Source organism: Lacrimispora sp. 210928-DFI.3.58 (assembly GCF_020554865.1).
Taxonomy (GTDB): Bacteria; Bacillota; Clostridia; order Lachnospirales; family Lachnospiraceae; genus Enterocloster.
The window spans coordinates 40,657-66,449 of record NZ_JAJCIC010000002.1 but is presented as its reverse complement, the minus strand read 5'-3'; the positions used below and the strand labels follow the sequence as shown (position 1 = coordinate 66,449).

Below are 25,793 nucleotides of genomic sequence, written 5' to 3'. Positions count from 1 at the left end.
TAAAAAGTCGGCTGACGGAGAAAAACTTTATTATAAATTGAACATTGCATACAATTTATTTGATATTTATGATACTATGTATTTGGCTGAAAATCAAGCCCGTATTCTAAAATGAATCGGAAAGAAACCACAATAAGGATGAAAAAATCTACTATAACAGGCAATAATTAAATTCTATAGCGCAATAATATTGACAAAAAGTATTTAAAGTGATAAAGTGATAACAACTTTTTGATTGTATACAATCTACAAAATGAAATTTGTTTTTGCAATTACGACATGTCTCAATGATCTTCCAAGCGAAAATAGGAGGCTGCAGTGGTCGGTCTGCCTGTTTAACGGGCAGTAATCAGTTGGGAGCTTCCGCCTGCAAAGAAAGGGGAATACCCATGAAAACAGAAGCAAATGTAAAAGATAAGAGAAAAGTAAAACAATTTCCGGATGTTTACGCGTTGATGTTCCTTATATGTATCGTTGCCATGGTGCTGACCTGGATCATTCCGGCAGGTACATTTGAACGTGTGGCAGAAGGAAAAATCAACCGCGTGGTGGCAGGGAGCTTTACTTACATAGAGAGTTCTCCCCAAACACCGTGGGATCTGCTGCAATGTATATACCAGGGCTTTATCAACAGTTCCAGCACCATCTTTATGATCTTCTTCTGCGGTGCTTCCATCAAGATGTTGGAGGAGACAAAGTCCCTGTCAACGGCTTTCTGCGCAATGGTGGAGAAGCTCCATGGAAAAGAAGTCCTTTCCATTGCGGTCATCATGTTCGGACTGGGGTTAGGAAACTCAGCAGGTGTGTTTGGAAACCTGGGCATTGCCCTTGTTCCCATCGGTGTTTTTCTGGCACGGGCTATGGGCGGAGATGATTTCCTGGGATTTCTAATGATCTATTTTGGATTGATGTCAGGTTTTTCCGTAGGTTTTGCCAATCCCAGCATCTTAGGCGTGGCACAAACTCTGGCGGAGGTGCCCATTTTTTCCGGTACCCTGCCACGGGCTATCTGCTGCATCGCCAACATCGCATTTTTGTATGGTGTCACAGCATGCTATTACAAGAGAATTAAGGCGGACCCGACAAAGAGCTTAAATTACAAGCCAGGCCTGGTTCCATCCCAATATATGGGAATAAGAAATACAGACGGAAGTACAGATGATGGAAGTACACAGAAGCTGACAAACCGCCAGCTGATAATCGTTCTGTTCTTCATGGCCGGAGTTGCGGTATGTGTGGGACTGACGATCAAGTTTGGCTGGGCGGCAAAGCAGATCGCATCCTGGTTCTTGGGAATGGCTGTCATCGTAGGTATCATTTCCGGATTCAGCATGAATGAGATCGCAAAAAAGTTCATCAAAGGCTGCGGCTCCATGGTATTCTCATCCTTTGTAGTGGGCATCTGTACGGCAGTGTCCCTGATCCTGGCACAGGGCCAGGTAATGGATACGATCATCAATGCCCTCAGCCAGCCTCTGGAGCAGATGGGAGCTGTGCTGGGAGCAGGCTTCATGGTTATCATCAATGCGCTGATCAATATTTTAATTCCATCGGGCTCCGGTCAGGCAGCTGTGGTAATGCCCATTATGGTACCCATGGCGGACCTTGTGGGAATCACCCGGCAGGTGGCAGTCCAGGCGTTCCAGTTTGGGGACGGCCTGAGTAATCTGGCCACTCCCTTAAACGGCCTTATGGTGGGGTGCCTGACGATCACAGGAGTCAGCTTTTCCAGATATTTCAAGTGGGCATTCAAGTTTGTTGCCATCGAGGTGGCAGTGGGAGTCCTTGTCACCATGGGCTTACAGTATGTGGGCTGGATGGGCTTTTGATGGCCTGATGAGAGGCAGAGAGTATTTGCGGGCGCTGCCCGCTGGTACATAGAGGTGAAAGGAGGAAAGGGATAATTGCGGATGGGGCGATGAAGATGCCCTGTCAAAAAGGCATGAAAAGTGATTTTGAAAGGTGGTGAGTATGAGTTGAGCATGATATCAAATGCCAACTCAAAAGCTAATGAGCAGTAGTGCAGAAGAAAAAGGTTTAAAACTAAAAAACAGCAAATTTTTAAAGACAGTTGAAACTGTCGGCAATAGGATGGTGCAGCCGGTTACTCTGTTTGGAATTTTGTGTATCATCGTAGTTCTCTTATCCTTCATCGGCTCCGTACTGGGCTGGAGTGCAACCGGAGAGATGTACAATGCCCAGACAAAGGCAGTGGAAGAGTCCACTGTGACCGTATACAACCTGTTAAGCAGAGACGGTATCACCTATATGCTGAACAACTTCGTGAACAATACGATCACATACGCTCCTCTGGGCGTAATGCTGGTGATGTTCTTAGGAATTGGGCTGGCAGACGGATCCGGCCTTATTGCAGTGGCAATCAGAAAGATCGTAAAGTCAGCTCCTGAGAAGCTGCTGATCCCGATCCTGATGCTGGTAGGTGTCTGCGGAAACCTGGCTTCCTCCTCTGCAACCCTGGTCCTGGTTCCCATTGCAGGCGTTATTTACCTGAACTATGGCAAGCACCCGATCGCAGGTATGATGGGTATTCTTGCAGCAGTTACAGCCGGATTCTCGGCAAACCTGATCCTGACAGACACAGATGCGGTAATGTCTGCCATTACCCAGGAAGCATCCCATATCATGATTCCGGATTATACGGTAACTCCTATGGCAAACTATTATTTCATGTTTGCAGGAGCTATCATACTGGCAATTACCTGTACATTGGTAACAGAGAAGATCGTTGAGCCTATGTTAGGTACTTATGATCCAAAGGATGCAGGTGAGGATCTGAGCCAGACAAAGCTTGAGGATGTTTCTCCGGTGGAGGAGAAGGCATTTAAGGCAGCTGGCCTTACACTGTTCGCTATGCTGGCAATTCTTGTGGTACTTTGTATCCCAAGCAACTCCATTTTCAGAAATCCAGACACAGGAAGCCTGATCAACGGCTCTCTGCTGATGTCCGCCTTGATCCCTATCCTTTCACTGATGTTCTTTATTCCGTCTCTTGTATACGGTTTTAAGACAGGCATCTTTAAGGGAGAGAGGGACGTAGTGGCACAGATTTACAAATCCTTTGGCTCGTTATCCTCTGTATTTGCGATTGCACTGACAGCAGGCCAGTTCATGAAATGGTTTGCAAAGTCAAACCTGGGATCGATCCTTGCGTTTAAGGGAGCAGCGCTCATTGGAAGGCTGAATATCCATTACATTGTCCTGCTGCTGATTTTCGTTATCATCACAGCATTCCTGAATATTTTCATGAACTCCGGTACTGCAAAATGGTACATCTTTGCACCTGTATTCGTGCCGATGTTCATCCAGCTGGGCATTGCACCTGAGTTGACTCAGCTCATGTACCGTATCGGTGACAGCTGCACTAACAGTGTGACACCTCTTAACAGCTTCCTGCCTGTTATATTGCTGTTCATGCAGAAGTACAAGAAGGACAGCGGTATCGGAACTTATGTGGCAACACTGCTTCCATACTCCATCGTATTCCTGATCGTATGGTCTCTGGTAGCTGTTATATGGCTGCTCATTGGACTTCCTATAGGCCCGGGAGCAAACCTGTTCGTGTAAAAGGAATTGGCCGCCGCGGCATTTGCGGCGGCTGTTTTATTACAGATACGGTTGTTTAGAAGAATATCCGTCACTGGGCGGCATACACGCCTGCCGGATTGAAAGGAGAGTGGTAAGCGGTGAATACGTTCCACAGAATTGAAAATATAAGAAAGTACATGGGAGAGCACGGTTTGGATGTCTGCATCCTGTGCAGCCCTGAAAATATGCAGTATCTGAGCGGTTTCCAGGCGATCACATACTCAAGGCCCATCATGTTCGTCATCGACCATGAGACAACCCATCTGATCATTCCGGCTTTGGAAAAGGCCCACGCCCACTTAGATTCCACCAGCGTGGAGCATCTTCACGTCTATTATGAGCACCCGGAAATGGCAGAGGGAGCCGCCTCTGCTCTGGAGTGCCTGGGACAGATTCTAAAGCCCGGAAGCTGTCTGGGAGTGGAGTATGGAAGCCTGTCCCTTAAGGTCGCCCTGGCCCTGAAGGAAAAGAAGATGGAGCTGTCCGATATCGGCGGCTTGTTGGTGCAGATGCGCTATGTGAAAGAGGAGAAGGAAAAGGAATACATCAGGGAGGCGGGACGCCTTTGCTGCTATGCCTTTGAAAAATCTCTAGAGCACGCCCGTCCGGGCATCAGCGAGATGGAATTTGAGCAGTACGGCACCCAGGCTCTGTATGAGATGCTGGGAAAGGATTACCCCTATGCCTTTTCCTCTCCCGCCTGTATCACGCCCTCGGGGCCTGAACGCACGGTGATGCCCCATGTGTTTTCCTCTACGAGGAAGTTCGAGGAGGGGGATATGGTGATCCATGTGAGGAAGCCTGCGATCAACGGATACTATGCGGAGCTGGAGAGGACCTTTTTTGTGGGAAGACCAAAGGAGGAGGCGAGAAGGGCCTTTGAGGCTATGCTGGAGGCACAGCTGTCCGTGCTGGAAAAGGTGCGTCCAGGTATCACCGCGGCCCAGCTTGACAAAGCAGGGCGCGATGTTCTGAGAAAGTACGGCTATGAGGAATATGCGATCCACAGGATCGGACATGGCCAGGGTCTGGGCAGGCATGAAGAGCCCTATCTCATCTTCAACTCGGATCTGGAGCTTCAAAAGGATATGGTATTTACCATTGAGCCCGGTATCTACATTGAGGGAGTAGGAGGCTTCCGCCATTCAGATACGGTTATCGTGACAGAGAATGGGTATGAGAATGTGACAGATTTCCCGAAGACCTTCAGGGAGCTGAACTTTGGCTGATACGGGAAGACCGCTATTTTGCCTTCTGTTTCTGCTCCATGGCCTCCCGGATGATCTGGGCGGCATGCTGGATGTGCAGTTTGGTCAGTCTGCAGGCCTCATCGATGTTTCCCTCCAGGAGGGCATCGATGATAACCGTGCGCTCCCTCAGGTTGAACAGATAGGAATCAGGAGTCAGCTTGAAGATGCTGGCCCGGAAATTCTCAAGCATGGTGTAGATGTTGCCATAGGTGCTGATGATGTAGGAATTGCCGGCCATGGCAATGAGGGTGGTCCACAGCTTTTTCTCTGTCATGAAGTAGTTCTCCCTGTCCTTGCTGCGGGTCATTTCATCCCTTAAGGAGAGAAGCTTTTTCCGTTTTGTCTCGGTCATGTTTTCGTTTACCTTCTGCAGGGAATAAATCTCCAAAAGCTGCCGCATTTCCAGCATATCGCTGATCTCTTCAAAGGAAGGCATTTTTACAAATGCGCCGCGGTTGGTGATGTTTACTACGAGCCCATCGCCTACAAGCAGCTGGATGGCCTCACGTACAGGAGAACGGCTGACCTGCATCCGATCTGCTATCGTCTGCTCCACAAGCCGTTCTCCTGATTTGATTTTGCATGTAAGGATCTCTTCCTTCAACAGTTCGTAAATTTGGTCCTTGATGGAATCTGTAACAATTTTGCGGGTTCTCATAAAAGCATCCTTCCTAAAAGGCGTAGTACATAAATGCGCCTTTGTAATCTATATGTGTATCCTTATTATTACAGATATTGAGAAAAAAGGAAAGCAGTTTATTGAAAAAAATAAGTGTTAATTTCCTGTCAAAAGGAAGAGAAGGGGGACAGAAAAAATTGAAAAAAGAAAAGGCGAGAAATGATTGACAGCGAGAAAGACAGATGATAAAATTAGAAATGTATTGTAGATTGTATACAAAACATTACAATTAAAAAGTGAGTATAATGGGTGGTTTTACATTACAAGGAAGGAGAAAATATGTCAAAATTTCATACGATTTCGTTAAAGAAAGGCCAGGATGTCATCATGGGGATCCATGAGTATCTGATGGACAAAAAATGGGAGAGCGCCGTTATTGTAGCAGGAGTCGGTTCCATTACGAACGTGACTCTCAACAATCCCATCTCCCACGATGTGCCGCCTAAACTTCAGATGACTCATATTGACGAGCTCTGCGAGGTGACAAGCTTCATGGGAGAGATCACCAAGAAGGAAAACGCTCCGGCCAATATGCCCTGTATTTTTACGGACACGCCCTCTGACTACATCGTACATATCCATATGACCTGCTCCCACACCAACGGAACCGTGTGCGGCGGAGGCTTCAGGAGTGCAACAGTGCTGAGAGCTTTAAATGTTTACGTAATAGAGAATGACTAAATGATATTTGAATGTGAAGGAGCGAAAAGGAAGATGGGAATAACATATAATTTCGACGAGATACTTGACAGGACAAAGGAGCGTTCAAAAACCTGGGATTTCCGTACCTTAAAGCCGGGCCAGGTGCCGATGCACGGCGCAGAGACCCATTTTACCTGCCCCCAGCCGGTGCTGGATGCAGTCAGAAAGGTCTCTGAGTGCCAGATCTATGGCTATCCCTATTTTACCGATGATTTTTCAAATGCAGCTGCCGGCTGGATGAAGCGCAGGCATGATTGGGATGTGAAGCCGGAGTGGGTAGAGTTTGTAAACGGCATCGTGCCGGGCATTGCCTTTGCGATCCAGGCTATGACAAGCGTTGGCGACAAGGTCATCATCAATACGCCGGCCTACAGCCCCTTCAGAGGCTGTATTGAGAACAATGACCGCCGGATATCCACCTCCCCCTTAAAGATCGACATGGAGACAGGTGTGGTAGAGTTTGACTGGGAGGACATGGAAAAGAAGTTCAGCGATCCCATGGCAACCGCATTTATCCTGTGCGATCCTCAGAATCCCACAGGAAAATGCTGCACCATGGAAGAGCTGAAGAAGATCGAGGCATTGTCCCAGAAATACAACGTGTTTGTCATCATTGATGAGGTTCACGCAGATTTCGTGTTCGAGGGTGCAAAGCACATTCCATATCCCAGTGTAGGCGAGTACGCAAAGAACCATTCCGCCCTTACCATGAACCCCAGCAAGACTTTTAATGTGGCTGGCTTCCGCACTGGCGCTATCATTGTTCCGGGAGACGATGCCAGGGCAAGGATCAACAGAAGGATCGCAGCAGTAAAGGGCATCAGCCGCACGATCACCGGTGTGGCAGCATTTGAGGCCTGCTATGACGGAAGCTGTGACGACTATGCGGACCAGGCAAAGGCCTATGTGGCAGAGCTTAGGGAGATGCTCTGCAGCTTCTTTGAGGAAAATATTCCTTCCATCAAGATATTAAAGCCGCAGTCAAGCTTTGTATGCTGGGCAGACTGCAGCGCTTTGGGTTTTGAGTCCCAGAAGGAGATGATGGACTTTTTTGCCAATGACGCTGAGGTCCTCATGGGCAACGGGGTTGAATACGATGAGGAGCTGGGAAAGGGCTTTATCCGGATTGCATACGCCTTCCCGAAGACAATGCTTATGGATGCTCTCCAGAAGCTGAAGGCAGCAGTTGATAAAAGGAAAGGGGAATAAAAGAATGAGCAAGGAAATTAAAGTGATCGATACACCCAATGCACCACAGCCTAAGGGTGCCTACAGCCAGGCATTTGTACATGACGGCCTGGTATATGTGGCAGGCCAGCTTCCTTTGGATCCTGCAACAGGAGAGGTGGCACCGGGAGATTTCCAGGACCATGTAAAGCAGGCCCTGATCAATGTGAAGAATATTCTGGAGGCAGCAGGCTCTGATCTAAATCATGTGCTCCGGATCAATGTCTATATGACAGATGTGAGCCAGTTCCCTCTGTTAAATGAGGCATATGCAGAGATCATGCCGGCGCCCTATCCGCCCCGCACAGCCAGAGTGGTAAATTTAGGGCCATATGATGTGGAGATCGACGCCTTGGGCGTTGTCTGCAGGGAGGAGGAATAGAATGGGATATAAGATCTATTGTCCGAAGCCAATGAGTGAGACGGCGATGGAGAATCTTAGGAAAAAGGGATTTGAGTTCATCGGTATCTGGGAGGATTCCAGGGAGGCGATGAAAAAGTATATGGCAGAAGCTGATGTGGCGATCGCCAGGGTACATTACTTTGATGAGGAGCTTCTTGACATTGCGAAGAATTTAAAGCTCCTTCAGGTACATGGAGTTGGATATCAGGACCACGTTGACTGTAAGAAGGCAGCAGAGCGCGGGATCTATGTGGCATATTCTCCTTATGGAAATCACACCACGGTGGCAGAGGGAGCAGTTGCTCTCACCTTGTCCCTGACAAAGCATATCTGTGAGTATAACATCGGTGTGAGAAAGCCCGGCGGCATGAGGGCGAAAATGGCCATTGAACTGGAAAACTCCACACTGGGCTTGCTGGGGCTGGGAAATATCGCACGTTCCTTTGCCCATAAGATGCACTATGGAATGGACATGGAGGTCATTGCTTACGATCCCTACATTGAGAGGGCATTTGTTCCCTCCTTTATCAAGATGGTGGATACCATGGAAGAGGTATTCGAGCAGGCCGATGTGGTTTCCCTCCATATTCCGGGGGAAAAGACCAACAAGGACATGATCAACAAATACTACTTTGACAAGATGAAGCCAACGGCCTACTTTGTCAACACGGCAAGGGATATTCTGGTAAATAATGATGATCTGTATGATGCCTTAAAGAACAACCGCATTGCGGGAGCAGCAGCAGATGTGAACTACGAGGAATACCCGGAGGGCAAGAAGCTTCTTGAGCTGGAGAACTTTGTAAATACTCCCCATGCCATGGCATTTTCCGACAAGTCTCTGGAAAAATCAGGTGCAAACTGCTACCGCGAGATCTGCAATGTCATGCTGGATGGAAATGAACCAAGATATTGGGTAAATAAAGAGGGCTTTGTTCCGAAAAAGTAAGGCCAAGGCAGAGTGATAGGGCGCTGTGACGCAAGGCCGAAGAAGGGCCGGACGCACAGCGCCCTGTTTACGATAAAACTTCGCCGCCGTGAGGCGGCATGAAATTCAGGTATGCCGCATGCGCCCGCCAGGTTTTCATGGTGTGGTGGCCCGTCCGCCCACCGGGCGCATGTGGATCGAGAAAGGCAGGAAAATATGAAGGAATTTCAAATCCCCTATGGGACAGCTGCCATGAAGCTTAAAGTGGAGGAGGAAAATCTGGAGGGCGTTCTGGTATCAGGGGCCCATTCCTTCCAGGTGACAAGATCCCAGGAGGAGATCGTGCGGGAGGCCATCAGCCATCCCATTGGAAGTAAACGTCTATCAGAGCTTTCTAAGGGGAAAAAGCGCATCGCCATTGTCACCAGCGACCATACCAGGGCTGTTCCCTCAAAGATCACGCTCCCCATTCTTTTGGAGGAGATACGCAGCGCCAATCCCCAGGCAGAGATCACCATCCTGATCGCAACAGGCATGCACCGGGCTACCACAGAGGAAGAGCAGCGCAGGATGTTTGGGGATGCCATTGTGGACAGGGAGCGGATCGTGATCAACGATGCCTTCCGGGAGGAGGACTTTGAAGATTTGGGTGTTCTTCCCTCAGGAGCCCATTTCCATGTGAATAAGGAGGTGCTCGCCTGCGACCTTCTGGTCACGGAAGGGTTTATCGAGCCCCACTTTTTTGCAGGCTTTTCCGGCGGGAGAAAGAGTATCCTTCCGGGCATGTGCAATAAGGTGACGATCAGTGAAAACCATTCCTACAGGGCCATTGCGGATGTGCACTCAAAAACAGGGGTCCTGGAGGGCAATCCCATCCACAGGGATATGGTGGAGGCAGCCAGGCGCGTGAATGTGCAGTATATTTTAAATGTGCTGCTGAATGAGAAAAAGGAGATCATCGCCGCCTTTGCCGGGGATCTGGAGGCAGCCCATGGAGAGGGCGTGGTCCTTCTCCGGAGCATTTCCCAGTGCAGGGCTATCAAGGGAGATATTGTCGTCACCAGCAATGGGGGCTATCCTCTGGACCAGAACCTGTACCAGAGTCCGAAGGCCATTGCAACGGCAGAGTCCTGCGCAAAGGAGGGAGCGGTCATCATCATGTGCTGTTCCTGTACGGACGGCATGGGAGGCACCCATTTTGCGGAGCTGATCGTAAAGGGAACGCCGGAGGAGATCGACGGATATCTCTCGAACATACCGGCAAAGGAGACCATACCGGAGCAGTGGTGCGCACAGATCTATTCGCGGATCCTGAAAAAGCACAAGGTGATCCTGGTGACCACTTATCTGGATGAGGAGACCGTGAGAAGGTGCAATATGATCCCGGCAGCTGACATGGATGAGGCGATGAAGCTGGCCTATGAGATCAAAGGCAGGGATGCAAGAGTCGTGGTGATCCCGGACGGGGTCAGCGTGATGGCGGCAGAAGAGTAGCTTCGGAGGAGCCGGATGGAGCATCCGTTCTGGGAAAGGAGAGAGAACATGGAACGCAAGCTGGCGTTAAAGGTAAATGAAAAGGATAATGTAGCCACCCTGTTCGTCAACGGCATCAAGGACGGCGACGAGGTGGAGGTGCGTGACAAAAAGGGAGCTTCCCAGTTTGTCACAGTGATCGGGGACATCCCCTATGGCCATAAGGTTGCCCTTCGGGACATCAGGAAGGGAGAGGCCATTGTGAAATACGGCGAAGAGCTGGGAGCAGCCTCAAAAGACATCCGCTTTGGGGAGTATGTTCATGTACACAACTTAGACAGTATGAGAGGCCGTGGAGATCTATAGAAGGAGAGGTTAGTCAAGATGCAGTTTATGGGATATGTGAGAGCCAATGGAAGCGTTGGCTCCAGAAATTACGTTGGTATCATTCCCACAGTCACCTGTGCCAATGACGTGGCAAATGCCATCAAGGCCCAGGTGATGGGTACGGTCACATTTTTGCATCATCAGGGCTGCTGCCAGCTGCCCCCGGACCTTGACAGGGTGACAAAGACCCTGGCAAACATCGGATGCAGCCCCAACTTAGGGGCCGTGCTCCTTGTGAGCCTGGGCTGTGAGGGCACAGATGTGGACTATGTGACAGAGGAGATCAGAAAAACAGGAAAGCCTGTGGAGGTCATCAGGATCCAGGAGTTAGGCGGCGTCACCAATGCCATCCGGGAGGGGACCAACCTTGCAAGGAAGCTGGCAATGGGGATCGCCTCCCAGCAGAGGGAGCCCGTGGATATTTCCAGAGTAGTCATGTCCATCAAATGCGGGGCCTCTGATGCCACCAGCGGCATGGCCTCCAACTGTGTGATCGGCTATGTGGCAGACAAGCTGGTGGACTTAGGCGCTACCGTTGTATTTGGAGAAACCACAGAGTTTATCGGTGCAGAGCACATCCTGGCCCGCAGAGCAGTGAACGGGGAAGTGGGAAAGAAGATCTATGAGATCGTGGATGCCATGGAGACACGGGCAAAGAGCCTGGGCTGCGACATGAGAAAGGGCCAGCCCACGCCGGGCAACATTGCAGGGGGACTCAGCACCATTGAGGAGAAGAGCCTGGGAGCCATTGTAAAGAGCGGCACAAGGCCCATCCAGGGTGTGCTGGAGTATCCCGACAGGGTGACAGAGGAAAAGGGCCTCTGGATCAAAGACACTCCCGGCAGAGAGCCGGAGATCCTGACCGGCATGGCTGCTACCGGAGCCCAGTTTATGATGTTCTCCACCGGCCGGGGCGCTCCCCAGGGCTTCCCCAGCATGCCGGTCATCAAGATCTGCGGGAACCCCAACACCTACGAGCACATGGAGAATGACATGGACCTGAATGCAGGCCTGGTGATCAAGGGCGAGCGCACCATCGAGGAGATGGGCGAGGAGGCCTTTGCTCTCATGCTGCGGGTGCTGAATGGGGAGATGACGAAGAATGAAGCCATCGGGTATACCAGCAGTATTGATATCCACTGTCTGGGGCCTGTGATCTAGAGGATAAAAAACCATCCGGGGTGTCCAACGGATACTCCGGATGGTTTTTGTCAAATCCGAATAAATCTTATGACAGCTTCCAAATATCCCTGTCATACTCCGCAATGGTCCTGTCAGAGGAGAAGAAGCCGGCCTTGCTGATGTTGATGAGCATTTTCCTTGCCCAGCCGGTGCGGTTTTCGTAGTCCTCATAGGCCTGCTCCTTGGCTTTGCAGTAGGCGTCAAAGTCCGGGAAGGTCATGAACCAGTCCTTGGTGAGAAGCTCCTTAGAAAGGCGCTCCAGGTTCTCCTTTGAGCCCACAGCCAGCATTTCAGGGCCTGTGATGAAGTCCACAGCCTCCTTGATGGCAGGGTTGGAGTCATAGTATTTCTTGGAAACATAGCTCTTATCTGCATAGCGCTTGATGACAGTCTCGCTGGAGTCGCCGAAGATATAGATGTTGTCATCGCCTACCAGCTCGTGGATCTCCACATTGGCTCCGTCGTCAGTACCAAGGGTGATGGCGCCGTTTAACATGAACTTCATATTGCCTGTGCCGCTGGCTTCCTTGGAGGCCAGGGAGATCTGTTCGGAGATATCACAGGCAGGGATCAGCTTTTCTGCCAGGGTTACATTGTAGTTGCTCACCATCACAACCTTAAGCCATGGCCTTACGTCCTCATCCTCCTCAATGATCTGCTGGAGGCACAGGATCATGTGGATGATGTCCTTGGCAATGACATAGGCAGGAGCTGCCTTTGCGCCGAAGATGGCGGTGATGGGAGTTATCGGCTTTTTGCCCTTTTTGATCTCTAAATATTTGTGGATCAGGTACAGGGCGTTCATCTGTTGACGCTTGTACTCGTGGAGGCGCTTGATCTGGATGTCGAAAATAGAGTCCGGGTTGATCTCTAAGCCCTGAGTTTCCTTCAGGTAGGCGGCCAGCTCCCTCTTTTTGGCCTCCTTGATGGCGAGAAGACTGTGAAGGGTCTTCATATTTTTGATGATCTTGTCACTGTTTAAATTCTCTAAGGCCATGGCATCCTTCTTATACTCATCGCCGATCAGGCCGGTGATAAAGGCAGCCAGCTCAGGATTGCAGTGGAGGAGCCATCTGCGGAAGGTGATGCCATTTGTTTTGTTGTTGAATTTTTCCGGATAGAGCTTGTAGAAGTTGGAAAGCTCAGTCTCCTTTAAAATGTCGGTGTGCAGGGCAGCAACGCCGTTTACGCTGAAGCCGTAGTGGATATCCATATGTGCCATGTGGACAGTGTCATTCTTGTCGATGATGTATGTGGACGGATCATCGTATTTGCGGCGGACCTTGTCGTCCAGCACCTCCATAATGGGGATCAGCTGGGGCACAGCTTTTTTAAAGAAGGCCATGGGCCATTTTTCCAGAGCCTCTGCCAGAATGGTGTGGTTGGTGTAAGCGCAGGTACGGCTTACCACATCAATGGCATCGTCCATTTCCATCCCGTGTTCTGTGGTGAGCAGGCGGATCAGCTCCGGTATCACCATGGTGGGATGAGTATCATTGATCTGGATCACAGCGTAGTCCGGCAGGTCATAGAGAGTGGAGCCCTTTGCCAGGGCCTCATCCAGGATCAGCCTGGCTGCATTGCTCACCATAAAATACTGCTGGTAGATGCGAAGGAGCCTTCCGTCATCATCGCTGTCATCGGGGTAGAGGAATAAGGTCAGGTTCTTTTCAATGTCCGTTTTGTCAAAGGAAATGCCATCCTCCACCAGGGTCTCATCCACAGTCTCCACGTCAAACAGGTGGAGCCTGTTGGTGCGTCCATGGTAGCCTGTGACCTCGATATCGTACATGCGGGAGGTCAGGGTAAAGCCTTTATAGGGAACCTTGTAGGTCACATCTGTTTTGGTAAGCCAGGAGGTATCCCCGATCCACGGATTGGGGATCTCCTCCTGTTTGTTGTCCCTAAAGAGCTGCTTGAACAGGCCGAAATGGTAGTTAAGCCCCACCCCGTCGCCGTTTAAGTTCAGGGTTGCGATGGAGTCCAGAAAGCAGGCGGCCAGACGGCCAAGTCCGCCGTTTCCTAAGGAGGGCTCAGGCTCCACTTCCTCCACAGCGCTCAGGGCAATGCCGTTATCTGCAAGGATGGCCTTTACGTCATCATAGAGACCTAAGTTGATCAGATTGTTGGACAAAAGCTTTCCGATGAGAAATTCAGCGGAAATGTAGTAGAGCTTCTTTTTTCCTGTGTCTGTATGACGCTCCTTTGCCATCTCCTGGGTAATGGATAAAAGCCCGGTATAGATCTCCTCTGTGGTGCAGGCGGAAATCTTCTTTTTTAAGGCCTGTTCTAATTTTGCTGTTAATTCTGTACGGTTCATGGTAATACTCCTTTCAGGGTTACATAGAGAAATTATGAAAATGCCCGGCTGTCGGGCCAGTAATGCCTATTGTTGCTGTAATTGCAGTTTAGTCTGTATTTTATCGAAAGTCAATGTCAAAAGCTTGCATAATCACGTTCGATTATAGTACAATACTATCAAGATTGACCAAAAAGAAGGACAAATAGCAGGGAGGACGGATCATGAATGTGCCGGAGCATGGCAATGGCAGAGGCTACAAGGAGGAAAAAGAACACGGCGCAAAGGAGTTCCCTTTTAACATTTATATATGCTCCATTCCTCTGGATTTTGAGCAGGTTAGGGTCCACTGGCATGAGGAAATGGAGATCATTGCTGTAAAAAGAGGCAGAGGCATTGTGACGGCGGAAAAGGAGACCTACAGTGCAAAGGCAGGGGAAATGATCATGGTATTTCCAGGGCAGCTCCATGGGATCCGCCAGGATGGAAATGAGGCAATGGAGTATGAAAATATTATTTTCCGCCCGTCCATGCTGGCAGCCTCCGGTGAGGATGTTTGTGATCAGAGGTTTCTCATCCCGATCATTGCACAGAGGATCATGTCCCCGCTCCATGTCACAAAGGACATGGCTGTTTATGGAGAATTTTCCCGATGCATTGCCAGGCTGGACAGGCTTTCCGGCGAAATGGGCTATGGATATCAAATGGCGGTAAAGGGGACGCTGTTTGAGCTTCTTTATCTGGCCTTTCAGACAGGGAAGGTGGAGGAAGAGGAGCATCCGAAAAAAGCCAGGGAGAGGATCAAGCAGCTTTTAGGATATATGGAGGAGCACTATGGGGAGCCGCTTACCGTGGAGGAGGCGGCGGCGCTCTGCTACTACAGCCCTTCTCATTTTATGAAATATTTCAAACAGTATATGGGAGTGCCCTTTGTCCGCTATCTGAATGATTACCGCCTTACCAAAGCAGCCTATTTCCTGGCGGCAGGAGAGGACTCTGTGACGGCGGCGGCGCAGAGCTGTGGCTTCGACAATCTCTCCTATTTTAACCGCCTGTTCCGGCAGAAATTTGGGATGACGCCGGGAAAATACCGTGAAACATGCCGCTAAAGCGGTCAGCAGGCTTCTTTTAGGGCGGGTGGTTACAGTTCAGGCGGCTGCTGCAAAGTCGCTCCAGCCGCTCTCCCAGCAGCCGCCTGAACTGTAACGGCAGGTGCGGTATAAAATGCGGAAAGAACGGCCGTCTCTTGTGCCTCTCTGTAAAGTATGTTAAAATAAACCGGTATATTCCAGGGGAGACCGCCAGGGGACCTCTGGAGGTTTGAGGAAAAGGAGCGAGAGGATATGAGGGAATGCGGTATGCTGCTTCCCATTGCCAGCCTGCCTTCACGGTATGGCATTGGAGCATTTTCAAAGGAGGCTTATGAATTTGTAGACCAGCTGAAGGAGGCAGGGCAGCAGTATTGGCAGATACTGCCTTTGGGGCCTACGGGATATGGAGATTCGCCCTACCAGGCATTTTCTGCCTTTGCAGGGAATCCCTATTTTATTGATCTGGAGCAGCTGACAGAGGATGGGCTTCTCACAGAAGAGGAGTGCCGGGCGGCAGATTTTGGAAGCAGTGACAGATATGTGGATTATGAGAAGATGTATAAGGGGAGATTTCCCCTTCTGCGAAAGGCCTACGAGCGGTGGAAGAAAGAACTGGCGGGTGCAGGAGCATCTGTTCTGTCCCGGATCCACTGTCTGGCAGAGGAACAGCTGGGTTCAGAGACCAGGGAATATTGCTTTTATATGGCAGTAAAGAATGAGTTTGGCCAGGAGAGCTGGAATCTGTGGGCGGAGGATATCCGCTTAAGAAAGCAGGAGGCTGTGTCCTTCTATAAGGAGAAGCTGTCTGACGAGATCGGCTTTTACGAATTTCAGCAGATAAAGTTTGAGGAGCAGTGGATGAGGCTAAAGGCCTATGCCAATGAACGGGGCATTAAGATCATCGGTGATATCCCCATCTATGTGGCCTTTGACGGTGCTGACAGCTGGGCCCATCCGGAGCTGTTCCAGTTTGATGAGGAGAATCTGCCGGTGGCGGTGGCGGGCTGCCCGCCGGATGCATTTTCTGCCACAGGCCAGCTGTGGGGGAATCCGCTGTATAAGTGGGAGTACCACAGAGAGACCGGGTATCAGTGGTGGATGGAGCGTATGGCCTACAGCCTCCGCTTATACGATGTGGTGCGTGTGGACCATTTCCGGGGCTTTGATGAGTATTACTCCATTCCCTATGGAGATGCCACGGCAGAGTTCGGCCACTGGGAGCCGGGGCCGGGACTTGAGATCTTTCAGAAAATGCAGGAGTTCTTTGGAAGGAGGAAGCTGCCGATCATTGCAGAGGATCTGGGCTTTCTCACCCCATCGGTGCTGAAACTGTTAAAAAACAGCCGTTTTCCAGGCATGAAGGTGCTGGAATTCGCCTTTGATGATTCGGAAGACAGCGCCTATCTGCCCCACAAGTACCAGGAAAACTGCGTTGTATATACGGGAACCCATGACAATGACACGGTAGTGGGATGGTTTGAAAGCCTCACAAGAAAGGACAGGCGCTTTGTCTGTGAATACTTGGGAAGGAAGAGTACCTCTGCAAAGGATATCCACTGGGATCTCATCCGTCTGGCCCTGGCAAGCAAGGCAGGCCTGGCTGTGATCCCCGTACAGGATTATCTGGGTCTGGGGAGCGAGGCCAGGATCAACGAGCCGTCTACTCTGGGAAATAACTGGCATTTCAGGCTGCTGCCCGGAGAGCTGGATAAAGGGACGCTTGCACGCTGCAGGCGGATGGCGCAGATATATGGCCGGGCAGAGAAGGAGAAGAAGGCCCGGCCCGGAAAGCATGCTACAAAATAGAGGACAGATCAGAAGGAAGCTCCAGCTTTGTCACGGGTATGACAGGCTGGGGCTTTTCCGGATGTTCGGACAGCATTTTTTCCATCCAGATCATATCCTGCCACCTGTCCAGCTTGTAGCCGCATTTTGTAAAGTGGGCCACTGTTTTGTAGCCGAAATGTTCGTGAAAGGCAATGCTGGCCGGATTGGGATAGGTGATGCAGGCGTTCAGGTTGATGATATTCTGCTGTTTCAGGATATATTCTAACACCTTATAGAGCTGTGAGCCCAGCCCCAGTCCCCTGGCATCCTCTGAAATATAGATGGACGTTTCCACGGCCCAGCTATAGGCGGCCCGCTCCTTAAACGGGGATACATAGGCATAGCCCAGGGGCTTCTCGCCTTTTATAGCAGCCAGATAGGGGTAGCGCTCCAGCGTATGGGCAATGCGGGAACGGAACTCCTCCTTTGACGGGACAAGGTATTCAAAGGTAATGGCCGTCTTTTCCACATAGGGTCTGTAAATATCTAAGAGTGCTTCTGCGTCATCAGGGGAAGCCATGCGTATTTTGATCGAAGTGTTTGTCATAAGTGATCCTTTCTGTGGCAGCCCGCATGTCCAGGGCTGCCACAAGCTTGATGTCTTTCATTTTAGCACTCTTTTTTCTGATATTCCACCGGGATTTTCCGTAACTGTTCAGAACGGCGGGAAAACAGGCGAAAAAAGCTGTGTTAAGCTTACTTATAAGCAGCTTTTTCCGCCTGTTTTCACATCGGAGGAACCTCCGATGCTTCTTGAATGACGAATGTCATTCAAGAAGATGCCCCGTTCTGAATGGTTACTATTTTCCCTAAAAATTGAAAATGTAATGAAATCTTTCAAGATTGTTATGCAGATTGTGATGAATTTTTCTTGTATTTCTGATAAAATAAGAGTATAGGAGGTGGAGTGATGAGTAGATATCAATTGTTTACGGCCCTGGGGGCAGGTCTTGTGCTGGGGGTATCGATATCAATGGCAGCGATGGCGGCCCAGCCTGGATGGACGGAAGAGAGTGGAGTAAAACGGTTTGTGGATAACAACGGGAGCTACGTGAAAAATGAATGGAGGACAGATGACGGGACCTCCTATTACCTGGACAGCAGGGGCAATGTAGCCGTGGATACGTGGATCGAGGATACATATTATGTGGACAGCCAGGGAGCCATGCAGAAGAATACATGGGTAGAGGAGGACGGAAGCACAGGCCTGAAGGAACCCGGCTGGTACTATGTCGGCCGGGACGGAAAGGCAGAAAAGAACGACTGGAAGATCATAGACGATTTCCGCTACACCTTTGACAATGACGGCAGGATGCGCACCGGCTGGCATTATGAGGGCGGGGAGATCTATTACCTGGGAGACGAGGAGCAGGGCTTTGCCCAGAGCGGCTGGCAGTTTCTGGAGTACAATGAGAAGATGCCTCCGAAGGAGGGAGATATTTCCAGAGATCTAAAGGCAGGCAGCAGCCAGGGCCGCTGGTTCTATTTCCAGAAAAACGGAAAGGCAAAGCGGGCGAAAAGCAAGGATTATGAGCCCATTACTATCGAAGGAAAGAAATATTATTTTGACGAGAACGGCGTCATGCTCACAGGCTGGCATGCGGTCCGCGCCACAGCGGAGCCGGGAGATGCCCTGGGGATTACCCGCTTCCTGTATCTGGGAGACAAGGACGAGGGCATTGTAAAGAGCCAGTGGCTGGAATTGAAGCAGCATCCCTGGGATTCGGAGGACGGAGCTGTCTTAAAGGTCAGCAAGGCAGACTATGAGGGGCCGAAAAAGGGAGAGAGCTGCCGCTATTATTTTAAAAATGACGGAACACTGGCGTTCTTAAAGTCCGGCGCCTCCTCCATGAATGATGCAGCTGTGCGCATTGACGGGGATTCCTATTTCTTTGACCAGTATGGCTGCATGCACACCGGGCTTGTGAAGCTGCGGAAGGGAAGCACCAGCCAGAACGGATATTTCGGCGCAGCCGGTTCAAAGGGCATCATGCATTATGGCCGCGTGACAGAGATCACAGACAAGTCAGGCAAAGAGCTTATCTGCTACTTCAACACCTCAGGCTCCGACAAGGGCGCAGGCCTTACAGGAGAGAAGGACGGCTTCCTCTACTACGGCGGGCTCCTTGTGACAGCAAAGGAGGGAACAGACTACCAGCCCTTCCTTGTAAACGGAACCATCTACCTTGTGAATGAATCCGGCAGGATCCAGACAGGTGAAAAGAAGTACCAGTCAGCAGGAAAGGACGCTTACCTGATCGAGGACGGAGCGGTCTATACAGTGGACGAGGACGGAGAGAAGAAGGAGGAGGTAAAGAGCGGAAAGGCCCTTCCAACGGCAGCCTTTGATTATGTGTATACGGCTTAGGCGGAGAATAAGGGGGAAGTCTCAGAGATGAGGCTTCTCTTTTTTTGTGCAGGAAAACTTTTCGGAGCCGCCTATGTAACAAAAAGCCCTCCGAACAGGCTTCTTTTTTATATAAGACAGGGCAAAAAATCGAAAGATTTTCGCACCAATTCAAAAACTAGACGCATTGTGGGAATTCTGTGCACAATGTATAATTTAAACATAACAAAACCTGAAAACAACAGCAGTTTTCATGACAAGACGGGAGGTACACATGAGAAAATTTATTGGTTTTATGATGGCGGCATCGATCACAGCGGCGACTCTTGGAGGCTGTTCTACATCCAACCAGCAGACACAGGCTCCGGCAACGACAGCAGCCACCGAGGCAGCAAAGGAGGAGCAGGCAGAGGCCTCTGAGGCAGCAGAAAGCACAGAGGCAGAGAGCACAGAGGCGGCAGCGGAGGAATATGCAGTAAAGCCCAGGCAGATCACAGACCGCACGATCAAATTAGGATTGATCCCAGTTACCATGAATACGGCCTACACCATGACCATCAACGGCGCAAAGAAGCATATTGAGGAGACAGGAGCAGACATTGAGCTGATCGTACAGGCGCCCTCCAGCAATGCCAGCACCATCACAGAGCAGGGCAACATTATGGAGACCATGATCCAGCAGGGCGTGGATGCCATCGCACTGGCAACAGAGTCTGACGAGTCCATGCTTCCCTACCTGAGAGAGGCAGCTGAGGCGGATATCCCTGTATTCCTGTTTAACATGACAGAGATCAATGAGGAAAACATTTATTATGTATCCAGCATTGGCTATGATCAGGAGCAGGCGGGCTTTGAGATCGGTCAGTGGATCAATGAAAACCTGGGAGCAGATGCGCAGAAGATCGCTGTTCTGGAGGGCTATGCAGGCGTTGTAAATACAAAGCGTATGGACGGCTTTAAGGCAGCCATCGGTGATAATGAGAATCTTCCGATCGTAGCATCCCAGACAGCTGACTGGACAAGGGAGAAGGGACAGAGCGTGACAGAGAGCATCCTGACCTCCAATCCCGATATCACCATCCTTTACGGACCTTATGACGAGATGGTTCTGGGCGGCCTGACCGTGATCAAGGAGAGAAATCTTCTGGACCAGGTTTCCGTAGTCGGCTTTGGCTGTACAAAGGACGGAGTTGCTGCCATTGAGGCAGGAGAAATGCAGGCAACCATTGATGTAGGCGAGTACGGCACTGGCTTTGATATTGTAGATGCAGTGATCGATTTTTGTGTAAACGGAAAAGAAGTAGAGAAGGTGATCAACAGGCCGTCTAAGGTTTACGACATCAACAATTTAGGCGAACTTGACAGAGTGATCTTTGAGTAAATTGTAACGTCCGAAATACCCGCACTGTGCAAGCCATGCGGGTATTTTGGACTGAAAAAGGGCTGGTCCTGCGTCTGATAAAGGAGAGAGGATTTATGGCGAATAAGAGAATGTACATCGTAAGCGGCGGCATGATCCACTGCGACCTGGCAAATATGGTCTGCATGCCGGCGCTGGGGACAGCAAAGGAGAATCAGGTACAAAGTATTTGGGCCAAGTCCCCGGTGACCTGTATGATCATTGAAAATGAGGACGGTCTGGTCCTCTACGATACGGGCTGCCACCCGGAGGCCATGACTGTCCGGTGGGATGAGGGAAACAGGCTGCGGACGCCGGTGGAGATCGGGGAACGTGAGGGGATCCTGGCAGCCCTTAAAACATTGGGGTACAGGACGGATGATGTAACGCACATTGTCCTTTCCCATCTCCATGAGGACCATGCAGGCTGCATTGAATTTTTTGATAAGGCCGAGATCCTGGTAAGCGACAGGGAGCTGACAGGAACCATGCGCCTTTATGCCCTTCACGGGGACATGGGAGGATATATTAAAAATGACATTAAGGCCTGGCTGGACAAGGAAGTGTGCTGGAGTCTGGTGGACGATGAGGAGGAGGAGCGGGAGCTCCTTGACGGCATAAAGATCATCAATTTCGGGCCGGGCCATACCTTCGGAATGATGGGGCTTCTTGTGACCCTGAAGGAAAGCGGAAACTTTCTTCTGGTGTCTGACTGTGTGAATACGGCAGCCAATTATGGGCCGCCCATCCGTTTTCCAGGACTGGCCTACGATACCATTGGATACCAAAAGACCGTGGAAAGGATCCGCCGCCTGGAAAGGAAGTATCACGCAAAGGTCCTGTTCGGCCATGATATCGGCCAGTACAGCCAGCTGAAATTCGTGCCGGAATATTACGATTGACAGGAGGGATATGCATGAACGAGGTTGTGCTTGAAATGAAGGACATTTACAAGTCCTTTGGGCCTGTAGAAGTGTTAAGGGGCGTGGATCTGACCTTACATAGAGGTGAGGTCCTGGGGCTGATCGGTGAAAATGGAGCAGGAAAGTCTACTCTTATCAAGATCCTCTGCGGGATCTACAGGGCTACCTCCGGCGAGATCATACTGAACGGAAAAAAGGTGGATATCCCCAATGCGGAGGCGGCTCAGAAGCTGGGCATCAGCACCATTTACCAGGAGTTAAGCGTTATCCCGGATCTGAATGCGGTTCAGAATATCTTTCTCAACCGGGAGCTGACAGGGAAGAAATCCCTCATTGCTCCGCTGAAATACCAGGAGATGAAGCGGATCGCAGAAGATATCCTGTTTCGCCAGCTGGATGTCCGGCTGAATGCCCAAATGCCTCTGCGTTATATGCCTTTGGCCGGGAAGCAGATGGTGGAGATCGCAAGAACGGTCTATGCCAATGCCCAGATCATCATTATGGACGAGCCTACAGCCTCCCTTCAGGCAGCGGAGCGTGATAAGCTCTTTGGAGTGATCAGGGGCTTAAAGGAAAAGGGCCATTCGATTATCTTTATTTCCCACCATTTGGATGAGCTTTTGGAGATATGCGATACCATTTCCATTCTCCGGGACGGTCAGAAGGTGGATGAGGGGCCAGTGCCGGAATTTACCATTGACCGCATTATCTCCGACATGGTGGGCAGAGAGCTGAAAAACAAATATCCAAAGCGTACGGTGCCTTTGGGGGAGGTGCTGATGGAGGCAGAGGATATCTCTGACGGCACGGTGTTTGAGGGGATCTCCTTCCAGCTTCACAGAGGAGAGATACTGGGCATCGTGGGGCTGGAGGGCTGCGGGAAGAATGAAGTCATCCGCACGGTCTTTGGAGAGAGAAAACTGAAAAAGGGAACGGTAAGGCTGAAGGAGAAGACCTATGGGAATACGATCAAGGATGCTATGGATGCCGGGATCGCCTTTTTGCCGGCAGAGAGAAAGGTGGAGGGACTGTTTTTAAAGCAGGATCTGGCCTGGAACACATCCATCGCCTCCCTTCCGAAAATATGCCGCTTTGGCACCATTATGAAATCCATGGAAAACAGGGCGGCGGACCAGTACATTGCCGGGTTAAAGGTAAAATGCAGCAGCCGTTCCCAGAACATCGCAGCCTTGAGCGGGGGAAACCAGCAGAAGGTGATGCTGTCGCGGTGGATGATGACAGATGCCGATGTGCTGCTTTTGGAGGAGCCCACCAGAGGGATCGATGTGAACGCGAAAACGGAAGTGTATGAGACCATCGGAGCGTGTGTGGCGAACCGGAAGGGGGTTATCGTGGTCTCCTCGGAAGAGGAGGAGGTCATAGGGATCTGTGACAAGATCCTGGTGATGAAGGGCGGAAAGATATCGGCAGTGCTGAGCGCGAAAGATACCACCACTGAAGAAATCAAGCAGTATTCCGTATAAAGGAGAATGACTGAACATGAAAAATAACAAGATCTTAAACAAGCTAATGAATGTGGATGGGATCGGCATCATTTTTGTCTATCTGGCCGTTTTCATCACCTTAAGCATTGCGTGCCCCAATTTTCTGAAATTTTCTAATATCATGGTGGGGATCCGGCAGGCAGTTTACACGGCGATCGTAGGCTTTGCCATGACCTTTGTGATCTCCTTAGGAGGGATCGACCTGTCCGTAGGCTCCACCGTAGGCGTATCGGGTATGGTACTTGCAGCTATGATATTAGGAGGGTATAATATTTATCTGGCTATTGTTGTGGTCATTCTTTTGGGAGCTGCCATTGGCTTTATCAACGGTATCCTGGTGACAAAGCTCAGAATGGCATATTTTATCGCTACTCTGGGAACCATGAGTATCTTGAGGGGGCTGATCTATGTGTACACAAAGGGGATCCCTCTGTACGGCCTCAAATATCCGGAGATCCAGTTTTTCGGACAGGGCTATATTGGCCCGATCCCGGTGCCCATTATCATTACAGTGATCATATTCGGGATCAGCTGTTACCTGTTTTATAAGACAAAATTCGGACGCTATACGGTATCGATCGGAAGCAATGAGGATGCGGCGAAGCTGGTGGGCATCAATGTGGATAAGATCAAGATCCTGATCTTTGTCTTAAGCGGCGTGTTCTGCTCCGTGGCAGGGATCATCCTGGCTTCACGAAGCGAGGCAGCAGTCCCGACCGCGGGAAATGCCTATGAGATGGATGCCATCGCAGCTACGGTCATCGGAGGAACCAGCATGTCGGGAGGCAAAGGAAATATGTTCGGGACCGCCCTGGGAGCGATCCTCATGGCTACGATCAAAAATGGACTGAGCCTTTTAAATGTCAACACGTTCTGGCATCAGGTAGTTATTGGCCTGTTTATTCTCTTTGCGGTTGCCCTGGACGGATTTGCAACGAAGAAGGCGGAGAAGGAATAAATGTTTGGAGGACAATTTGCTTAAGATTTTGATTGCTGACGATGAGGTGAGCATTATCCTGCTGATCAAAAAGCTGATCAGCCGGGATATTGCCCATCAGATCGTTGGGGAGACGACAGATGGAAAGAGTGCTCTTTCTATGATAGAGAGGGAAAAGCCGGACATTGTGATAACCGATATCAGAATGCCCGGCTTAAATGGCATTGAAATGATACAGGCAGCCAGAGAGCTGGGGAGCATGGCAGAGTTTATCATCATCAGCGGCTACAAGGATTTCCGCTATGCCCAGAGTGCGATCCGCTATGGAGTATTGGCCTATCTGTTAAAGCCTATTAAGGCAGACGAGTTAAACAGTGCCTTGGAGCAGGTGCAGAGAAAGCAGGGAGAGACAGAAAAGCTGAAGACCAGGATCGCAGATATGGAGCACACCATTGCCCAGAACCGGATCACAAAAAGAAAGGAGATCCTGGCAGCCTGTGTAAAGCAGCTCATAAGCCCTCACGCTCTGTTAAATGAGCAGCCCAGATCCTCTCTGGAGGAGGTTTTTCATGTGAGGGAAGGCATTTTCTGCGTGCTGATCGTAAAGCTGGACTTTGATGACAGGGTGGAGGCTGATTTTCTGGCAGAAAACGTGGAAGCCATGGGTGAAAAGTATTACCGGGCCATTAAGGATGACTGCTTTGACCTGGAGGCCTATTGCCAGGAATCCAGATATTATCTGCTGTTTCATACTGGAGATGCCCAGTTTCGTGATATTATCCGAAAAGTGGATGCTCTGGTAAAGGATAAGATTTCCCAGTACAATATGTATCAGGTAAGCGCGGCCATAGGACAGAGGGTATCCGGGAAGGATCAGCTCGGCTATGCATTCCTGAGCGCAGATTATGGGATCATGCAGCGCCTTCGGGAGGAAAGCGGGACATTGATCGTGTACCGGGGAGAAAGAAATCTTCTGGAGGGCTTAGAGCTTCCGGAGGAACTGAAGCGGAGGATCGACAGGGCGCTTTATGAGCTGGATGAGCAGGTATTTGGGGAGCTGTTTCAGAAGCTTTATGAGGATGTGAAACGCTGGTACCGGGAGGATCCTTACTATATCAGGCATTTTCTGGAGGCAGCTGTGGGCTATGTGGGAATGCGCCTCCAGTCAGAGGAACCTCAGAGCAGCAGCCTGCTTGCCCAAAAGACCGACTTTTGCTGCTCTGCGGAGGATATCTATCAGGTCTGTCTGAAGGAGGCTTCAGAGCAGATCCTCGCTGCAGGACAGAAGAAAAAGGATGGGATCAGCAGGCCGATCAGGTCCATGAAGCTTTATATCCGCGAGCATTATGGGGAAAACCTGTCTTTGGAGGAGATCGCAGGGGCAGCTCAGCTTTCTTATGCGTATGGCAGCAGCATATTCAAAAAGGAGACAGGGATGACCATCACCAGCTATCTGACCCAGGTGCGGATGGAGGAGGCCCAGAGGCTGATACGGGAGACCAATCTGACCATTAATGAGATTGCCTATAAGGTGGGATATACGGATACCAGATATTTCAGTAAGCTGTTTATCAAAGCGGTGGGAATCAAACCAGTAGACTACAGAAAGTTTTATAATTGATATGGAA

Annotated in this window: 21 protein-coding genes; 18 read left to right on the top strand and 3 right to left on the bottom strand. The window is 50.3% G+C overall.

Going from position 1 to position 25,793, the window contains the following annotated elements; translation table 11 throughout:
- Positions 1–389: 389 nt before the first annotated feature.
- From LIZ87_RS01620 to LIZ87_RS22530, 3 genes are all read left to right on the top strand, one after another.
- Positions 390–1,829, top strand: a complete 1,440-nt coding sequence (locus tag LIZ87_RS01620) for a YfcC family protein (RefSeq protein WP_227144988.1) — start codon at positions 390–392, stop codon at positions 1,827–1,829.
- Between the two features lie 181 nt (positions 1,830–2,010).
- Positions 2,011–3,585 (top strand): AbgT family transporter, encoded by a 1,575-nt coding sequence (locus tag LIZ87_RS01615; protein WP_227144986.1) that lies wholly within the window; start codon positions 2,011–2,013, stop codon positions 3,583–3,585.
- 119 nt (positions 3,586–3,704) lie between these two features.
- On the top strand, positions 3,705–4,835 hold the full coding sequence (locus tag LIZ87_RS22530) for a M24 family metallopeptidase (RefSeq protein WP_227144984.1): 1,131 nt from the start codon (positions 3,705–3,707) through the stop codon (positions 4,833–4,835).
- Positions 4,836–4,848: 13 nt separating this feature from the next.
- Here LIZ87_RS22530 and LIZ87_RS01605 read toward each other — a convergent pair whose 3' ends face one another.
- Positions 4,849–5,514 carry a GntR family transcriptional regulator gene (locus LIZ87_RS01605; RefSeq protein ID WP_227144982.1) on the bottom strand — a complete coding sequence of 222 codons (666 nt, stop codon included), beginning with the start codon at positions 5,512–5,514 and terminating at the stop codon, positions 4,849–4,851.
- 300 nt (positions 5,515–5,814) lie between these two features.
- Here LIZ87_RS01605 and LIZ87_RS01600 point away from each other — a divergent pair, with 300 nt between their 5' ends.
- From LIZ87_RS01600 to LIZ87_RS01570, 7 genes are all read left to right on the top strand, one after another.
- Complete coding sequence (locus LIZ87_RS01600) at positions 5,815–6,216, top strand: PPC domain-containing DNA-binding protein (protein WP_227144980.1); 402 nt, start codon at positions 5,815–5,817, stop codon at positions 6,214–6,216.
- A gap of 33 nt (positions 6,217–6,249) precedes the next feature.
- Entirely contained in the window at positions 6,250–7,446 is a 1,197-nt protein-coding gene (locus LIZ87_RS01595) for a MalY/PatB family protein (protein WP_178315238.1), read from the top strand.
- Between the two features lie 4 nt (positions 7,447–7,450).
- On the top strand, positions 7,451–7,846 hold the full coding sequence (locus LIZ87_RS01590) for a RidA family protein (protein WP_178315241.1): 396 nt from the start codon (positions 7,451–7,453) through the stop codon (positions 7,844–7,846).
- 1 nt (position 7,847) lies between these two features.
- Positions 7,848–8,816, top strand: coding sequence for an NAD(P)-dependent oxidoreductase (locus LIZ87_RS01585; protein ID WP_178315243.1), 969 nt, complete (start codon positions 7,848–7,850; stop codon positions 8,814–8,816).
- Positions 8,817–9,011: 195 nt separating this feature from the next.
- Complete coding sequence (gene larA, locus LIZ87_RS01580) at positions 9,012–10,289, top strand: nickel-dependent lactate racemase (RefSeq protein ID WP_227144978.1); 1,278 nt, start codon at positions 9,012–9,014, stop codon at positions 10,287–10,289.
- 48 nt (positions 10,290–10,337) lie between these two features.
- Positions 10,338–10,634 (top strand): UxaA family hydrolase, encoded by a 297-nt coding sequence (locus LIZ87_RS01575; RefSeq protein ID WP_178315247.1) that lies wholly within the window; start codon positions 10,338–10,340, stop codon positions 10,632–10,634.
- Positions 10,635–10,652: 18 nt separating this feature from the next.
- Positions 10,653–11,816 (top strand): UxaA family hydrolase, encoded by a 1,164-nt coding sequence (locus tag LIZ87_RS01570; protein WP_178315249.1) that lies wholly within the window; start codon positions 10,653–10,655, stop codon positions 11,814–11,816.
- A 67-nt stretch (positions 11,817–11,883) separates the two neighbouring features.
- On the opposite strand, the gene LIZ87_RS01565 is transcribed toward LIZ87_RS01570, so the two are convergent.
- Positions 11,884–14,157: a glycogen/starch/alpha-glucan phosphorylase gene (locus LIZ87_RS01565; protein WP_227144977.1), complete on the bottom strand. Its 2,274-nt coding sequence runs from the start codon at positions 14,155–14,157 to the stop codon at positions 11,884–11,886.
- 203 nt (positions 14,158–14,360) lie between these two features.
- Here LIZ87_RS01565 and LIZ87_RS01560 point away from each other — a divergent pair, with 203 nt between their 5' ends.
- Positions 14,361–15,245 (top strand): AraC family transcriptional regulator, encoded by an 885-nt coding sequence (locus LIZ87_RS01560; protein WP_227144976.1) that lies wholly within the window; start codon positions 14,361–14,363, stop codon positions 15,243–15,245.
- Between the two features lie 234 nt (positions 15,246–15,479).
- Complete coding sequence (malQ, locus tag LIZ87_RS01555) at positions 15,480–17,033, top strand: 4-alpha-glucanotransferase (protein ID WP_178315755.1); 1,554 nt, start codon at positions 15,480–15,482, stop codon at positions 17,031–17,033.
- Here malQ and LIZ87_RS01550 read toward each other — a convergent pair.
- Entirely contained in the window at positions 17,023–17,601 is a 579-nt protein-coding gene (locus LIZ87_RS01550) for a GNAT family N-acetyltransferase (protein WP_227144974.1), read from the bottom strand. The genes malQ and LIZ87_RS01550 overlap by 11 nt on opposite strands.
- Positions 17,602–17,964: 363 nt before the next feature.
- Here LIZ87_RS01550 and LIZ87_RS01545 point away from each other — a divergent pair, with 363 nt between their 5' ends.
- The 6 genes from LIZ87_RS01545 to LIZ87_RS01520 all read left to right on the top strand — a co-directional run bounded on the left by LIZ87_RS01545 (position 17,965) and on the right by LIZ87_RS01520 (position 25,786).
- Positions 17,965–19,422, top strand: a complete 1,458-nt coding sequence (locus LIZ87_RS01545) for an N-acetylmuramoyl-L-alanine amidase family protein (RefSeq protein WP_227144972.1) — start codon at positions 17,965–17,967, stop codon at positions 19,420–19,422.
- A gap of 253 nt (positions 19,423–19,675) precedes the next feature.
- Positions 19,676–20,782 carry a sugar ABC transporter substrate-binding protein gene (locus LIZ87_RS01540; RefSeq protein ID WP_227144970.1) on the top strand — a complete coding sequence of 369 codons (1,107 nt, stop codon included), beginning with the start codon at positions 19,676–19,678 and terminating at the stop codon, positions 20,780–20,782.
- A gap of 95 nt (positions 20,783–20,877) precedes the next feature.
- On the top strand, positions 20,878–21,702 hold the full coding sequence (locus LIZ87_RS01535; protein ID WP_178315133.1) for an N-acyl homoserine lactonase family protein: 825 nt from the start codon (positions 20,878–20,880) through the stop codon (positions 21,700–21,702).
- 14 nt (positions 21,703–21,716) lie between these two features.
- Positions 21,717–23,207: a sugar ABC transporter ATP-binding protein gene (locus LIZ87_RS01530; RefSeq protein ID WP_227144968.1), complete on the top strand. Its 1,491-nt coding sequence runs from the start codon at positions 21,717–21,719 to the stop codon at positions 23,205–23,207.
- Positions 23,208–23,223: 16 nt separating this feature from the next.
- The gene (locus LIZ87_RS01525) at positions 23,224–24,186 is read left to right on the top strand and encodes an ABC transporter permease (protein WP_227144966.1); all 963 of its coding nucleotides are present in this window, start codon (positions 23,224–23,226) and stop codon (positions 24,184–24,186) included.
- A gap of 4 nt (positions 24,187–24,190) precedes the next feature.
- Entirely contained in the window at positions 24,191–25,786 is a 1,596-nt protein-coding gene (locus LIZ87_RS01520; RefSeq protein WP_227144964.1) for a response regulator transcription factor, read from the top strand.
- Positions 25,787–25,793 lie beyond the last annotated feature (7 nt).

Excerpts from the sequence above, each read along its gene's own strand:
- LIZ87_RS01620 (WP_227144988.1), top strand. The coding sequence starts at position 390 with ATGAAAACAGAAGCAAATGTAAAAGATAAGAGAAAAGTAAAACAATTT.
- LIZ87_RS01615 (WP_227144986.1), top strand. The coding sequence starts at position 2,011 with ATGAGCAGTAGTGCAGAAGAAAAAGGTTTAAAACTAAAAAACAGCAAA.
- LIZ87_RS01605 (WP_227144982.1), bottom strand. The coding sequence starts at position 5,514 with ATGAGAACCCGCAAAATTGTTACAGATTCCATCAAGGACCAAATTTAC.
- LIZ87_RS01600 (WP_227144980.1), top strand. The coding sequence starts at position 5,815 with ATGTCAAAATTTCATACGATTTCGTTAAAGAAAGGCCAGGATGTCATC.
- LIZ87_RS01595 (WP_178315238.1), top strand. The coding sequence starts at position 6,250 with ATGGGAATAACATATAATTTCGACGAGATACTTGACAGGACAAAGGAG.
- LIZ87_RS01590 (WP_178315241.1), top strand. The coding sequence starts at position 7,451 with ATGAGCAAGGAAATTAAAGTGATCGATACACCCAATGCACCACAGCCT.
- LIZ87_RS01585 (WP_178315243.1), top strand. The coding sequence starts at position 7,848 with ATGGGATATAAGATCTATTGTCCGAAGCCAATGAGTGAGACGGCGATG.
- larA (WP_227144978.1), top strand. The coding sequence starts at position 9,012 with ATGAAGGAATTTCAAATCCCCTATGGGACAGCTGCCATGAAGCTTAAA.
- LIZ87_RS01575 (WP_178315247.1), top strand. The coding sequence starts at position 10,338 with ATGGAACGCAAGCTGGCGTTAAAGGTAAATGAAAAGGATAATGTAGCC.
- LIZ87_RS01570 (WP_178315249.1), top strand. The coding sequence starts at position 10,653 with ATGCAGTTTATGGGATATGTGAGAGCCAATGGAAGCGTTGGCTCCAGA.
- LIZ87_RS01565 (WP_227144977.1), bottom strand. The coding sequence starts at position 14,157 with ATGAACCGTACAGAATTAACAGCAAAATTAGAACAGGCCTTAAAAAAG.
- LIZ87_RS01560 (WP_227144976.1), top strand. The coding sequence starts at position 14,361 with ATGAATGTGCCGGAGCATGGCAATGGCAGAGGCTACAAGGAGGAAAAA.
- malQ (WP_178315755.1), top strand. The coding sequence starts at position 15,480 with ATGAGGGAATGCGGTATGCTGCTTCCCATTGCCAGCCTGCCTTCACGG.
- LIZ87_RS01550 (WP_227144974.1), bottom strand. The coding sequence starts at position 17,601 with ATGACAAACACTTCGATCAAAATACGCATGGCTTCCCCTGATGACGCA.
- LIZ87_RS01545 (WP_227144972.1), top strand. The coding sequence starts at position 17,965 with ATGAGTAGATATCAATTGTTTACGGCCCTGGGGGCAGGTCTTGTGCTG.
- LIZ87_RS01540 (WP_227144970.1), top strand. The coding sequence starts at position 19,676 with ATGAGAAAATTTATTGGTTTTATGATGGCGGCATCGATCACAGCGGCG.
- LIZ87_RS01535 (WP_178315133.1), top strand. The coding sequence starts at position 20,878 with ATGGCGAATAAGAGAATGTACATCGTAAGCGGCGGCATGATCCACTGC.
- LIZ87_RS01530 (WP_227144968.1), top strand. The coding sequence starts at position 21,717 with ATGAACGAGGTTGTGCTTGAAATGAAGGACATTTACAAGTCCTTTGGG.
- LIZ87_RS01525 (WP_227144966.1), top strand. The coding sequence starts at position 23,224 with ATGAAAAATAACAAGATCTTAAACAAGCTAATGAATGTGGATGGGATC.